The 14,824-nt window shown below is 50.6% G+C and carries 10 protein-coding genes; 9 read left to right on the top strand and 1 reads right to left on the bottom strand.

What is annotated here, in order from left to right; genetic code table 11:
* Window positions 1-319: 319 nt before the first annotated feature.
* The 9 genes from lrp to MNO13_RS16730 all read left to right on the top strand — a co-directional run bounded on the left by lrp (window position 320) and on the right by MNO13_RS16730 (window position 13,948).
* Window positions 320-814: a leucine-responsive transcriptional regulator Lrp gene (gene lrp, locus MNO13_RS16770; RefSeq protein WP_000228469.1), complete on the top strand. Its 495-nt coding sequence runs from the start codon at window positions 320-322 to the stop codon at window positions 812-814.
* Window positions 815-935: 121 nt separating this feature from the next.
* Window positions 936-4,709 carry a DNA translocase FtsK 4TM domain-containing protein gene (locus tag MNO13_RS16765; protein WP_241939029.1) on the top strand — a complete coding sequence of 1,258 codons (3,774 nt, stop codon included), beginning with the start codon at window positions 936-938 and terminating at the stop codon, window positions 4,707-4,709.
* Window positions 4,710-4,872: 163 nt separating this feature from the next.
* Window positions 4,873-5,484, top strand: coding sequence for an outer membrane lipoprotein periplasmic chaperone LolA (gene lolA, locus MNO13_RS16760; protein ID WP_241939028.1), 612 nt, complete (start codon window positions 4,873-4,875; stop codon window positions 5,482-5,484).
* Between the two features lie 8 nt (window positions 5,485-5,492).
* Window positions 5,493-6,836 carry a replication-associated recombination protein A gene (locus tag MNO13_RS16755; protein WP_064548254.1) on the top strand — a complete coding sequence of 448 codons (1,344 nt, stop codon included), beginning with the start codon at window positions 5,493-5,495 and terminating at the stop codon, window positions 6,834-6,836.
* Window positions 6,837-6,927: 91 nt separating this feature from the next.
* The gene (gene serS, locus MNO13_RS16750) at window positions 6,928-8,220 is read left to right on the top strand and encodes a serine--tRNA ligase (RefSeq protein ID WP_064548253.1); all 1,293 of its coding nucleotides are present in this window, start codon (window positions 6,928-6,930) and stop codon (window positions 8,218-8,220) included.
* A gap of 356 nt (window positions 8,221-8,576) precedes the next feature.
* Window positions 8,577-11,021 (top strand): dimethylsulfoxide reductase subunit A, encoded by a 2,445-nt coding sequence (gene dmsA, locus MNO13_RS16745; protein WP_121813955.1) that lies wholly within the window; start codon window positions 8,577-8,579, stop codon window positions 11,019-11,021.
* 10 nt (window positions 11,022-11,031) lie between these two features.
* Entirely contained in the window at window positions 11,032-11,649 is a 618-nt protein-coding gene (locus MNO13_RS16740) for a DMSO/selenate family reductase complex B subunit (RefSeq protein WP_064548249.1), read from the top strand.
* A 1-nt stretch (window position 11,650) separates the two neighbouring features.
* A complete protein-coding gene (locus tag MNO13_RS16735) occupies window positions 11,651-12,511 on the top strand; it encodes a dimethyl sulfoxide reductase anchor subunit family protein (RefSeq protein WP_241939027.1) in 861 nt (286 codons plus the stop codon).
* A 288-nt stretch (window positions 12,512-12,799) separates the two neighbouring features.
* Window positions 12,800-13,948 carry an MFS transporter gene (locus tag MNO13_RS16730; RefSeq protein ID WP_064548245.1) on the top strand — a complete coding sequence of 383 codons (1,149 nt, stop codon included), beginning with the start codon at window positions 12,800-12,802 and terminating at the stop codon, window positions 13,946-13,948.
* 32 nt (window positions 13,949-13,980) lie between these two features.
* Here MNO13_RS16730 and pflA read toward each other — a convergent pair whose 3' ends face one another.
* On the bottom strand, window positions 13,981-14,721 hold the full coding sequence (gene pflA / locus MNO13_RS16725) for a pyruvate formate lyase 1-activating protein (RefSeq protein WP_064548243.1): 741 nt from the start codon (window positions 14,719-14,721) through the stop codon (window positions 13,981-13,983).
* Window positions 14,722-14,824: the final 103 nt, after the last annotated feature.

Genomic DNA, 14,824 nt, shown 5'->3' with positions numbered 1-14,824 from the left:
GGTTGCTAAAGTGATGAATAATCGTCAAGTAGCCCAGATATATGGCACGTTCCACTAATTTTAGATGTTTTGCTTTGACAATCCGCTAAGCATTTGCGAAAACATTCGAGGAAGAAAAACATTTGGTGTGGCGTTTTGAAATATTCACGCATACCTGATGCAAATTTACCGGGTTATTGAAATCTACTCATGGCGTGGACAGACGCCATGAGTGATGTCGCTAGCAGCCGTTGGGCACCGGTCTTCTCACGTACTCCCGGAACAGTGACGTTACCAGGGTTATGGCAGGTGAAGGAAGGAACACAGAGAGACTATAATAATGGTAGATAGCAAGAAGCGCCCTGGCAAAGATCTCGACCGCATCGATCGTAACATCCTTAATGAACTACAGAAGGATGGGCGTATTTCTAACGTCGAGCTTTCTAAACGAGTAGGGCTTTCACCGACTCCGTGCCTTGAGCGCGTGCGTCGTCTGGAACGACAGGGTTTCATCCAGGGCTATACCGCTCTGCTGAACCCGCATTATCTGGATGCATCACTTCTGGTTTTTGTTGAGATTACTCTGAATCGTGGCGCCCCGGATGTGTTTGAGCAATTTAATGCCGCAGTTCAAAAACTTGAAGAAATTCAAGAGTGTCATTTGGTATCCGGTGATTTTGACTATCTGTTGAAAACCCGTGTACCGGATATGTCTGCGTACCGCAAATTACTAGGCGAAACCTTGTTACGACTGCCAGGTGTGAACGATACCCGTACCTATGTAGTCATGGAAGAGGTCAAACAGAGTAATCGTCTGGTTATTAAGACCCGTTAACACGGGCCAGGTGCAAAATCTGCGTATTTTGGTTACACTCCTGGTAATTCATACAGCAACAGTGCCGGGAATGCCCGGCACTGTTGCTCTCCATATTTATTAAGGACCTGGAGAGTCTTACTTGAGCCAGGAATACACCGAAGAAAAAGAAGTTACATTGAGGAAACTCAGCAGCGGGCGTCGGGCATTAGAGGCGTTACTGCTCCTTGTTGCCATTTTTGCCGTCTATTTGATGGCGGCGTTGCTTAGTTTCAATCCTTCCGATCCTAGTTGGTCACAAACCGCATGGCACGAACCTATTCATAATTTAGGTGGAATGCCGGGGGCGTGGATGGCTGACACTTTGCTGTTCATCTTTGGCGTAATGGCCTACACCATTCCGGTCATCATTATCGGTGCGTGTTGGTTCACTTTCCGCAACAGAGATAGCGAAGAGTTCATCGATTATTTCGCCGTTTCTATGCGCCTGATTGGTGTACTGGCGATGGTGCTCACCGCTTGCGGCCTTGCGGCAATTAACGCCGATGACATCTGGTATTTCGCCTCGGGCGGGGTTATCGGTAGTTTGCTCAGCACTGCAATGATGCCCCTTCTCAACAGCAGCGGCGGCACTATTGCGTTGTTGTGTGTATGGGCGGCAGGGTTAACGCTGTTTACCGGTTGGTCCTGGGTCAGCATTGCTGAAAAAATTGGTAGCGCGACCCTGAGCGTGCTCACTTTTGCCAGTAATCGTACTCGTCGGGATAACACCTGGCAGGATGATGACTACGACTATGAAGATGAAAAACACGACGAAGAGCATGCGCCAGATGTTGAAAAGCGTGAGTCTCGTCGTGCGCGTATTTTGCGTGGCGCATTAGCCCGTAAACAGCGTATCTCTGAAAAATTTGCCAATCCAAACGCACGTAAAACAGATTCTGCGCTGTTTTCTGGTAAGCGTATGGACGACGCTGACGATGACGTTTTGTTCTCAAATAACAAAGCGACGCTTCCGGAAGATGACGTCCTGTTTTCTGGTAACAAAGCCACACTGCCGGAAAGCGAAGAGTACGATCCGCTTCTACACGGCCAGTCAATTGTTGCGCCTGTGGCTGCTACAGCCGCCGCGGCGATGGCTAATACGGCATATGCGGCTCCAGTTATGCCAACGGCAACCGTGCCACCGGTTACGGCCCCAGCTCCAGAAGTTGAGTTTTCGCCTGCAATAGCCTGGGAGCCTGCTCCAACCACAGTGACACCAGAACCGGTGATTGCGCCTGCACCAGAGAATTACACTTCGCCGTACGCTGCGGACCAGTACGTTCCGCAACAGGAAGCCAGTCATTGGGCAGAACCTGTTAGTGAGCCACCTGCTGTTGAACCTCCGCATGCGGAACCTGCTTATTTTGAACCATCTCCGGTAGAGCCTGTCGCCCAGCCAGAGCCTGTTGAAGAAATAAAACCGGCAGCCCGCCCGCCGCTTTACCATTTTGAAGAAATCGAAGAGCGACGCGCGCGTGAGCGTGAACAACTGGCTGCCTGGTATCAGCCAGTTAATGAACCTAAGCCTGACCCATATGGTTATGATCAAAACCCTGCGTTTGCGCAGACAACGCCTGTTCAAATGCCTCAAAGCAGTACTCCGACAATTCCGCAAGGTGGCTTCGATACGTCACCCGCGGTGCCAACCCCTGGTGCCTCTGTTCCACAGGATGTAAAGGATGTGGCAAAAGTGGTCGGCGTCGCTGCGGCCTTCAGCCCGGTATTTAGCATCGCCAGTGACGCGCCTCGTCCACAAACCAAAGAAGGTATTGGCCCGCAATTACCTCGGCCAAATCGTGTGCGTGTTCCTACTCGCCGTGAGCTTGCGTCATACGGAATTAAGTTGCCTTCACAGCGAATGGCTGAAGAGGAAGCTCGTCGTCAGAATGGCATGGACATCGAAGATGACTATGCTGACGAAGCCGAAGAACTTCAGCAGCATGAACTTGCTCGCCAGTTCGCCGCTCAACAACACCAGCGTTACGGTGAAGAGCATGAAGACGACTCTTTGCAGCAAGATGAGGATGAAGCCGAGCAGGCTGAGTTAGCACGTCAGTTTGCGGCGCAACAGCAGCAACGCTATTCAGCTACACAGCAGCAATCCCAGCAGCAAGAGCCGAATAATGTGCCGTTCTCACTGGATGATTTTGATTTCTCACCAATGAAAACGTTAGTCAACGATGGGCCAAGCGAGCCATTGTTTACGCCGAGCCCGGTTGAAGAACCTGTTCGTACTCAGCCTCAGCAAAGCTGGCAGGCTGTGCAACCGCAAAGTGCGCCACAGCAACAACAGCAACAACCCGCACCGGTTGCTGCACCATCGGTACATGAAAGCTTGATCCATCCTTTCTTAATGAGAAATGGTGATGATCGTCCGTTGCAGCGTCCTACCACACCTTTACCATCCCTGGACTTGTTGACATCTCCGCCAGCAGAAGTTGAACCAGTGGATACCTTTGCACTCGAGCAAATGGCGCGTCTGGTGGAAGCTCGTCTTGCGGATTACCGGATTAAAGCCGATGTTGTGGATTACTCTCCAGGTCCCGTCATCACACGCTTTGAGCTTGATTTAGCACCTGGTGTAAAAGCCGCCCGTATTTCCAATTTGTCTCGAGATCTGGCGCGTTCACTGTCAACCGTCGCGGTGCGTGTAGTTGAGGTTATTCCGGGTAAACCTTATGTTGGTCTGGAGTTACCGAACAAGAAACGCCAGACCGTTTACCTGCGCGAAGTGCTGGATTGCGCCAAGTTCCGTGAAAGTGCTTCACCGTTAACCGTGGTGCTGGGTAAAGATATCGGTGGTGAGCCAGTGATTGCCGATCTGGCGAAGATGCCACACTTGCTGGTTGCCGGTACCACGGGTTCCGGTAAATCTGTTGGCGTAAACGCCATGATCCTCAGCATGTTGTATAAAGCGACGCCTGAAGAAGTCCGCTTTATCATGATCGACCCGAAAATGCTTGAGCTCTCAGTTTATGAAGGTATTCCACATCTGTTGACTGAAGTCGTTACAGATATGAAAGACGCCGCTAATGCATTGCGTTGGAGCGTTAATGAAATGGAACGCCGCTACAAACTGATGTCAGCGTTGGGCGTGCGAAATCTGGCAGGTTACAACGAACGCGTGCTGGAAGCCGAGCGCATGGGCCGTCCAATTCCAGACCCATTCTGGAAGCCGGGCGATAGCATGGAAGTTGCCCATCCAATGCTTGAAAAACTGCCGTATATCGTCGTTCTGGTGGATGAATTTGCTGACCTGATGATGACGGTAGGCAAGAAAGTCGAAGAGTTGATTGCTCGTCTGGCTCAGAAAGCTCGTGCGGCGGGTATTCACCTTGTGCTGGCGACCCAGCGCCCGTCGGTTGATGTGATTACCGGCCTGATTAAAGCCAACATCCCGACGCGTGTGGCGTTTACGGTGTCGAGCAAAATTGACTCCCGTACCATTCTTGACCAGGCCGGTGCTGAGTCACTGCTGGGAATGGGGGATATGCTTTATTCCGGGCCAAACTCTACATTGCCAGTGCGTGTGCATGGCGCGTTTGTCCGAGATCAGGAAGTGCATGCAGTCGTTCAGGACTGGAAGGCACGTGGTCGCCCACAATATATCACCGGTATTACTTCAGATAACGAAAGTGAAGGTGGCGCGGGTGGCGGTCTTGACGGTGATGAAGAGCTCGATCCGTTGTTTGACCAGGCTGTTGCTTTTGTGGTCGAAAAACGTAAAGCGTCTATTTCTGGTGTTCAGCGTCAGTTCCGTATCGGTTATAACCGTGCCGCTCGAATCGTTGAGCAGATGGAAGCTCAGGGAATCGTGAGCCCGCAAGGTCATAACGGTAACCGCGAAGTACTTGCTCCACCTCCATTTGAGTAACCCTGAGCACAAGTGTCGTTGTTGCGGCGCTTGTGCAAAGAAGGGTAAATTACCGGAAAATCAGTTTTTTCTTCTGTTGCACCTGAATATCTCTCAACTAGAGTGGGCAGCAGAAATGCCACAGTGCAGTCGCTTTGTGGTGCATGAATTTTAAGGGATCATAATGAAAAAAATCGCTATTACTTGTGCTTTGATGACTGCTCTAACAGCTACATCTGTCTGGGCTGATGCCGCAGGTGACCTGAAAATGCGTCTGGACAAAGTCAGCAGTTTCCACGCCAGCTTCACCCAAAAAGTGACCGACGGCAGTGGTGCAGCAGTCCAGGAAGGTCAGGGTGATTTGTGGGTTAAGCGTCCTAATCTGTTCAACTGGCATATGACTCAGCCCGATGAAAGCATTCTGGTTTCAGATGGTAAAACACTGTGGTTCTATAACCCGTTTGTTGAGCAAGTCAGTGCGACCTGGTTGAAAGATGCGACCGGTAATACGCCGTTTATGTTGATTGCACGTAACCAAAGCAGCGACTGGCAGCAGTACAACATCAAGCAAAGTGGTGATGATTTCATGCTGACGCCAAAAACCAGCGCTGGCAATCTCAAGCAGTTCACCATAAATGTTGGGCGCGACGGGACTATCCACCAGTTCAGTGCCATTGAGCAAGATGATCAACGCAGCAGCTATGCGCTGAAAACTCAGCAAAATGGCGCAGTGGATATGAGCAAGTTTACGTTTACCCCGCCTAAAGGCGTGACGGTGGACGATCAACGTAAGTAGAGGTATGAGTGAGCAACCTGTCGCTCGATTTTTCTGAGAATACCTTCCAGCCTCTGGCCGCGCGTATGCGGCCGGAGAACCTCGCACAATACATCGGTCAACAACATCTGCTCGCCGCTGGCAAACCGCTTCCAAAAGCTATCGAAGCGGGACATCTCCATTCGATGATTTTATGGGGACCACCGGGTACGGGTAAAACCACGCTTGCAGAAGTGATTGCTCACTATGCTGACGCAGATGTTGAACGTATTTCAGCTGTGACTTCCGGGGTGAAAGAAATCCGCGAAGCCATAGAGCGCGCGCGACAGAACCGCAACGCGGGGCGCCGCACTATCCTGTTTGTCGATGAAGTCCATCGCTTCAACAAAAGCCAACAAGACGCTTTTTTGCCGCACATTGAAGATGGCACCATCACGTTTATTGGTGCCACCACTGAAAACCCCTCGTTCGAGCTGAATTCAGCGCTATTGTCACGTGCGCGCGTTTATTTGCTCAAATCGCTCACCACGGAAGATATTGAAAAAGTACTCGACCAGGCGATGAACGATGCTGCACGCGGGTATGGCGGGCAAAATATTGTTCTGCCGGATGAGACTCGTCTTGCAATTGCAGAACTGGTAAACGGTGATGCCCGTCGCGCGTTGAATACGCTCGAAATGATGGCGGATATGGCTGAAACCGATGCGAGTGGCAACCGTGTTCTACAAATTGCGCTTTTGACAGAAATTGCAGGGGAACGCAGCGCGCGCTTTGATAACAAAGGTGACCGTTTCTACGATTTAATTTCTGCATTGCATAAGTCAGTTCGCGGTTCATCACCTGACGCTGCACTGTATTGGTATGCACGCATTATTACCGCGGGCGGCGATCCGCTGTATGTTGCACGCCGTTTGCTGGCTATTGCCTCCGAAGATGTCGGTAATGCCGATCCGCGTGGCATGCAGGTCGCTATTTCTGCGTGGGATTGTTTTACCCGCGTAGGCCCAGCAGAAGGCGAGCGCGCGATTGCACAGGCTATCGTTTATCTCGCATGTGCCCCAAAAAGTAATGCGGTCTACACGGCATTCAAAGCGGCAATGGCCGATGCACGTGAACGCCCGGATTACGACGTTCCGGTTCATCTTCGTAATGCGCCAACTAAACTGATGAAAGAAATGGGATATGGTCAGGAGTATCGATATGCTCATGACGAACCCAATGCCTACGCATCTGGTGAGGTCTACTTCCCGCAGGAAATGGCACAAACACGCTATTATCAGCCGACAAACAGAGGTCTTGAGGGCAAGATTGGTGAAAAGCTCGCCTGGCTTGCTGAACAGGATCAAAATAGCCCGACAAAACGCTACCGCTAATGCAGGCGTTGCGGTAAGGTTAGCAAGAATATCAATGCGGTTGCAGGCTGTAACCGCACCCCTCCATTAATTCGATAAGCACAGGATAAGCATGCTCGATCCCAATCTGCTGCGTACAGAGCCAGACGCAGTCGCTGAAAAACTGGCACGCCGAGGCTTTAAGCTGGATGTAGAAACGCTGCGCTCTTTAGAAGAGCGTCGTAAAGTATTGCAGGTCAACACTGAAAATCTGCAGGCTGAACGTAACTCGCGATCGAAATCCATTGGCCAGGCGAAAGCGCGCGGGGAAGATATTGAGCCGTTGCGTTTGCAAGTCAACCAGTTGGGTGAAGAGCTGGATGCAGCGAAAAATGAGCTTGATGTCTTACTGGCAGAAATCCGCGATATCGCGTTGACGCTGCCTAACATCCCGGACGATTGTGTGCCGATGGGTAAAGACGACAGCGAAAACGTTGAAATCAGCCGCTGGGGTGAGCCACGTAAATTTGATTTTGAAGTGCGTGACCACGTTACGCTGGGTGAAATGGCTAAAGGCCTGGATTTTGCCTCTGCGGTTAAACTGACCGGTTCTCGCTTCGTTGTGATGCAAGGGCAGATTGCTCGTATGCATCGTGCGCTGAGCCAGTTCATGCTCGATTTACACACCGAACAACATGGTTACATTGAAAACTATGTTCCGTATCTGGTGAACCATGACACGCTGTACGGTACTGGCCAACTGCCTAAATTTGCAGGCGATCTGTTCCATACTCGTCCACTGGAAGAAGAAGCAGGTGCCAGCAACTACGCGTTGATTCCAACGGCGGAAGTGCCGTTGACTAACCTGGTGCGTGACGAAATTCTCGATGACGAATCTTTGCCACTGAAAATGACTGCTCATACCCCATGCTTCCGTTCTGAAGCCGGTTCATATGGCCGTGATACGCGTGGTTTGATTCGTATGCACCAGTTCGACAAAGTCGAAATGGTTCAGATCGTGCGCCCAGAAGATTCCATGGATGCGTTGGAAGAGTTGACTGGTCATGCAGAGAAAGTGCTGCAACTGTTGAATCTGCCGTACCGTAAAGTGCTGCTTTGCTCTGGTGATATAGGCTTTGGCGCGATGAAAACTTACGACCTGGAAGTGTGGTTGCCCGCGCAGGACACCTATCGTGAAATCTCTTCTTGCTCCAACTGTGGGGATTTCCAGGCGCGTCGCATGCAGGCTCGTTGCCGCAGCAAAGCAGATAAGAAAACCCGTCTGGTGCATACACTGAACGGTTCTGGTTTGGCTGTGGGTCGTACACTGGTTGCTGTATTGGAAAACTACCAACAGGCAGATGGCCGTATTGAAGTGCCTGAAGTGTTGCGCCCGTACATGAAAGGGCTTGAGTACATCGGCTAATGTATTGATGTCAAAACATTCTAAAAAAGCGCCTTAGGGCGCTTTTTTTATGTCTTAAAAAATCCGAAAATATGCGGATAATCCGCCTTTATTGACTCCAAACAATAACAAATACCTATTAATAAGTATTATTGCCCGAAGAAAGCGAGTGATGATATTTATAAATATTCATTAAAGTCATTTATCATTTGGTTGCCATGGTTTACATGATGTGACGCGGCAAAACCAATCTGCATAACTCTAATTTTCTCGACACTCCTTTCTCTTTTTGGCTGTGCAATGGAGCAGCAGGCCGTTCAATGTCTGCTTTACCGCTGCCAGTTTTTTTTAACTGTGAGCAAAATAAGTAGGTCATTATGACTGAGAAAACCCCTAACGCGATCCTCGCGGCAGAGGTCAGCCGTCGTAAGCTGGTCAAAACTACCGCAATCGGTGGCTTAGCTGCTGCAAGTAGTGCCTTTTCCTTACCCTTTGCCCGAATGGCTTTCGCGCAAACCCCCGATAACACCGTAACGGCGGCAGAAAAAATCATTTGGAGCGCTTGTACGGTTAACTGCGGTAGTCGTTGCCCACTACGTATGCATGTGGTGGATGGCGAAATCAAATACGTTGAGACTGATAATACCGGCGATGATAATTATGACGGCCTACATCAGGTTCGTGCTTGTTTGCGTGGTCGTTCAATGCGTCGCCGCGTTTACAATGCTGACCGACTGAAGTACCCGATGAAACGTGTCGGTGCGCGTGGTGAAGGGAAATTCGAGCAAATTAGCTGGAACGAAGCTTTTGACACCATCGCCAACAGCATGAAAGGCATCATCAAAGAGTACGGCAATGAAGCTATTTATTTGAATTATGGTACCGGTACGCTGGGCGGCACACTGACTCGCTCCTGGCCACCAGGATCAACCTTAATCGCCCGTTTGATGAACTGCTGCGGCGGTTATCTGAACCATTATGGCGACTATTCAACCGCGCAAATTGCCGCTGGCCTGAACTACACCTACGGTGGCTGGGCTGATGGTAATAGTCCTTCAGACATTGAAAACAGTAAGTTAGTGGTTCTGTTTGGTAATAACCCCGGCGAAACGCGGATGAGTGGCGGCGGGGTGACTTATTACCTCGAACAAGCGCGTGAGAAATCCAATGCGCGCATGATTATCATCGATCCGCGTTATACCGATACCGGTGCAGGGCGTGAAGATGAATGGATCCCTATTCGTCCAGGTACTGATACTGCACTGATCTCCGCACTGGCATGGGTCATGATTACTGAAAATTTGGTTGATCAGCCTTTCCTCGATAAATACTGCGTTGGTTACGACGAAAAAACGCTCCCCAAAACTGCTCCAGCGAACGGCCATTACAAGGCCTATATTCTCGGTGCGGGGGCAGACGGCGTGGCGAAAACTCCACAATGGGCTTCCAAAATCACCGGTATTCCTGCCGAGCGCATCACACAACTGGCACGTGAAATTGCGACGGCCAAACCGGCATTTATTAGCCAGGGCTGGGGACCACAGCGCCACTCAAACGGTGAACTGGTTTCTCGTGCCATCGCCATGCTGTCAATTCTGACAGGTAACGTTGGCATAAACGGTGGCAACAGCGGGGCGCGCGAAGGATCTTACGACTTGCCGTTTGTTCGTATGCCGACGCTGGAAAACCCGGTACAAACCAGCATCTCGATGTTCCTGTGGACTGATGCTATCGAGCGTGGTCCAGAAATGACGGCGACCCGAGATGGCGTGCGTGGGAAAGAAAAACTGGATGTTCCAATCAAAATGGTCTGGAACTACGCCAGTAACTGTCTGATTAACCAGCATTCAGAAATCAACCGTACCCATGACATCCTCCAGGATGACAAAAAATGCGAGATGATTGTGGTGATTGATAACCACATGACTTCATCAGCCAAATATGCCGATATTCTGCTGCCGGACTGTACCGCTTCTGAGCAAATGGATTTTTGTCTCGATGCGTCATGCGGCAACATGTCGTATGTGATTTTTGCTGATCAGGTCATTAAACCTCGCTTTGAGTGCAAAACCATTTATGAGATGACCACCGAGCTGGCAAAACGCATGGGCGTGGAGTCGCAGTTCACTGAAGGACGCACACAAGAAGGTTGGATGCGTCATTTGTACAAACAGTCTCAGGAAGCTATCCCTGATCTGCCGAGTTTTGATGAATTCCGCCAGCAAGGCATCTTCAAGCAACGTGATCCTGAAGGGCACCACGTCGCCTATAAAGCCTTCCGTGAAGATCCAGCGGCAAATCCACTGACCACGCCGTCAGGGAAAATTGAAATTTACTCTGAGCAATTGGCCGAGATTGCTGCGACGTGGCAACTCAACGAAGGGGACGTTATCGATCCGCTGCCGGTTTACAGTGCAGGCTTCGAAAACTTTGGCGATCCACTGGCCGAAAAATGGCCATTGCAGATGACCGGGTTCCACTACAAAGCGCGCACTCACTCCACTTACGGCAACGTCGAAGTATTGAAAGCTGCCTGTCGCCAGGAAATGTGGATTAACCCGATTGATGCCCAGAAACGTGGGATTAAGAACGGCGATATGGTGCGCATTTTTAATGGTCGCGGCGAAGTGAATATCAACGCCAAAGTGACACCGCGCATTATTCCAGGTGTCGTCGCGATGGGGGAAGGAGCCTGGTATAACCCGGATGCTAATAAAGTGGACCACGCTGGCTGTATCAACGTGCTAACCACTCAGCGACCATCGCCACTGGCGAAAGGTAACCCATCCCACAGTAACCTCGTCCAGGTCGAAAAGGCGTAAGGAATAGCTGATGACAACCCAATACGGATTTTATATCGATTCCAGCCGTTGCACTGGTTGCAAGACTTGCGAGCTGGCCTGTAAAGACTACAAAAACTTAGGCCCGGACGTCAGCTTCCGCCGAATTTATGAATATGCGGGCGGTGACTGGCAAGAAGACAACGGTGTCTGGCAGCAAAACGTGTTTGCCTATTATCTGTCGATTGCCTGCAACCATTGTGAAGACCCCGCTTGCACTAAAGTTTGCCCAAGCGGTGCGATGCATAAACGAGAAGACGGTTTTGTGGTGGTAAACGAAGACATTTGTATTGGCTGCCGCTACTGCCATATGGCTTGCCCGTACGGTGCACCGCAATACAACGCAGAAAAAGGGCACATGACCAAATGCGATGGCTGTTATTCACGCATTGCAGAAGGGAAGAAACCAATTTGTGTGGAGTCTTGCCCGTTGCGTGCGCTGGATATGGCGCCGATTGCAGAGCTGCGTGAAAAATATGGTGAGCAAGCAGCCATTGCTCCACTGCCATCAGCACATTTCACGAAGCCAAATATTGTCATTAAACCCAACGCCAACAGCCGTCCTTGTGGGGATAAAACCGGCTATCTGGCAAACCCGAAGGAGGTGTGAGATGGGTAACGGATGGCATGAATGGCCGTTAATGGTCTTTACAGTTTTGGGGCAGTGCGTGGCGGGTGGTTTTATCGTCATGGCGCTGGCGTTGCTGACAGGGGTTTCCGATCGCGCACAGCAAAAGCGTGTGCAATGGACAATGATCGTATTGTGGGTGCTCATGGGCATTGGCTTTATGGCCTCTGTGCTTCACCTCGGTTCACCGCTGCGCGCCTTCAACTCACTCAATCGCATAGGTGATTCAGCGTTGAGCAATGAAATTGCCAGCGGTTCAGTCTTCTTCGCGATCGGCGGGTTTTGGTGGCTGGTTACCGTCGTGGGTAAAATGCCGCAGGCGATCGGGAAAATGTGGATGATCCTGACCATGATTCTTGGCGTGGTTTTTGTCTGGATGATGTGCAAGGTTTACCTGATTGATACCGTTCCAACGTGGTATAGCGCGTATACACCGCTCAGTTTCTTCCTGACGATGTTTATCGGCGGGCCACTATTGGGTTACTTATTGCTGCGTGTCGCGGGTGTAACCGGCTGGGGGATGCGCATTCTTCCCGCAGTTTCCCTGCTGGCTGTTGTGATCAGTACCGCGGTGGTGATGCTGCAGGGCATGGAACTGGCAACGATTCAAAGCTCGATTGCGCAGGCTTCAGCATTGGTACCGGAATACGGCGCGTTGATGTCCTGGAGACTGCTGGTGTTAGCTGCGGCTTTGGTTTGCTGGATTGTTCCACAGCTCAAAGGTGGGCAGGCGAGCCCCGCAGTGTTGGCATTCGCTTTTGTGTTGGTCATCGCAGGCGAACTGATTGGCCGCGGTGTTTTCTACGGTCTGCATATGACTGTTGGCATGGCGATAGCCAGCTAACCAGCTATCACAATGAAATGCGCCTGCGGGCGCATTTTTTATTTTCGCATAAGAAAATATCATCCAACTCACCATGAAATTTTTCATCCAATCCGCTTCGATTCATAATCCCTGATCTCATCAAAAACAGAGAGATAGCTTTTTCACTCAACGCTTAGTTCACAAGTTGAATAAGTTTTTCAAATCGACAGACTGTGAATCGGGTCAGGCCCCGTCAGCACTGGATTGACAATCATTTTGCTGGTGGCATGATGCGCACAAATTTATTCTCTTCCTCGCGGTTTTTACATGTCCATCTATACCCGGCCAGTCATGCTTTTGCTCTGCGGTCTGATGCTTTTGACCCTGGCAATCGCGGTTTTAAATACGCTGGTTCCACTCTGGTTAGCTCACGAAAATCTTCCAACATGGCAAGTCGGGATGGTCGGGTCGTCGTATTTTACCGGGAATCTGGTGGGTACGCTGATGACTGGCTGGCTGATAAAGCGCCAGGGATTCAACCGTAGCTACTATCTTGCATCGCTGATTTTCGCGGCGGGTTGTGCAGGACTTGGGTTAATGACCGGGTTCTGGAGCTGGATGATGTGGCGTTTCATCGCAGGAATTGGCTGCGCGATGATTTGGGTGGTTGTCGAGAGTGCGCTGATGTGCAGCGGGACGTCGCGTAACCGTGGACGCCTGCTGGCGGCTTACATGATGGTTTATTACGTCGGTACGGTACTTGGCCAATTGATGATAAGCAAAATGCCGACAGATATAGCCAGCGTTTTGCCGTGGATAACTGCATTAACACTGGCCGCGATTCTTCCGCTGCTCTTCGCCCGCATTGTAAACGATCGCAGCGAAAATCAAGAGGCGACTCCCGTATGGCCAATGCTGCGTTTGCGTCATGCGCGCCTTGGGGTGAACGGCTGTATTATTTCAGGGATTGTTCTCGGTTCTCTGTATGGGTTAATGCCGCTGTATTTAAACCATCAGGGTGTCAGTGATGCCGGGATTGGTTTCTGGATGGCGGTAATGGTCAGCGCGGGGATTGTTGGGCAATGGCCGGTTGGTCGTCTGGCCGATCGATTTGGTCGTTTATTAGTGCTTCGTGTCCAGGTGTTTATTGTGATTCTGGGTTGCATGGCAATGCTGAGTCACGCCGCAATGGGGCCAACGTTATTTGTTCTTGGGGCGGCTGGATTCACACTCTACCCGGTGGCAATGGCCTGGGCTTGCGAGAAAGTTGAACACCATCAGTTGGTCGCAATGAATCAGGCCTTACTGTTGAGTTACACCGTAGGCAGCTTGCTTGGCCCAACGTTTACATCGATGCTGATGCAAAGCTATTCGGACAGTTTATTGTTTGTGATGATTGCTGGTGTGGCATTTGTTTACTTATTGATGCTGCTGCGCAAAGCGGGGCACCACACTACGCCTGTCGCTCATGCCTGATAAAAATAGACCCTCATGCGAGGGTCTATTTTCTAGTACATCACTTTGTGACCGTACTGTTCCAGAATGCCTTTAACGCGTTCCATGGTCTCTTTCTTCGGTGGATGCACGCCGTCGAGTTTATACTCTTCGCCCATTGCCACCCATTTGTGCTTGCCCAGCTCGTGGTACGGCAACAATTCAATTTTCTCTACATTGCCCATATCTCGCGTGAACTCACCAAGACGATGCGCAGAATCGTCATCGTCTGACCAGCCAGGAACAACAACGTAGCGAATCCAGACGTTAATATTTTTATCAGACAAATAGCGCGCAAACTCGAGAGTACGATGGTTTGAAACGCCAACCAGATTCTGGTGAATCTCGTCGTTCATCTGTTTCAAATCAAGCATCACCAGGTCAGTCACTTCAAGCAATTCATCGATGACTGGATCGTAGCGGCGTACAAAACCGTTGGTATCCAGACAGGTATGAATGCCTTCTTTACGGCAGGCACGGAACCAGTCACGAACAAACTCGGCTTGCAAAATAGCTTCACCACCCGATGCTGTGACCCCGCCGCCAGAGGCATTCATGAAGTGTCGATAGGTCACCACTTCTTTCATCAGTTCTTCAACGGTAACCTCTTTGCCGCCGTGTGTATCCCATGTGTCACGGTTATGGCAATACAGGCAGCGCATAAGGCAGCCCTGGAAAAAGGTGATAAAACGAATACCGGGACCATCCACGGTACCGCAGGATTCAAAGGAATGAATTCGGCCAATTACTGACATTGCGGTGTTCTCTCCAGTATTGGCTGATGCTCAATGGCATCAACCAGGTTGAGCGCGGTCTTTAAACAGATTGCCGCGTCGAATCAATTTTGCAAGATAACCT

The organism is Buttiauxella ferragutiae (assembly GCF_022637515.1).
GTDB lineage: Bacteria > Pseudomonadota > Gammaproteobacteria > Enterobacterales > Enterobacteriaceae > Buttiauxella > Buttiauxella ferragutiae.
This window is presented reverse-complemented; position numbering and strand designations above follow the sequence as displayed.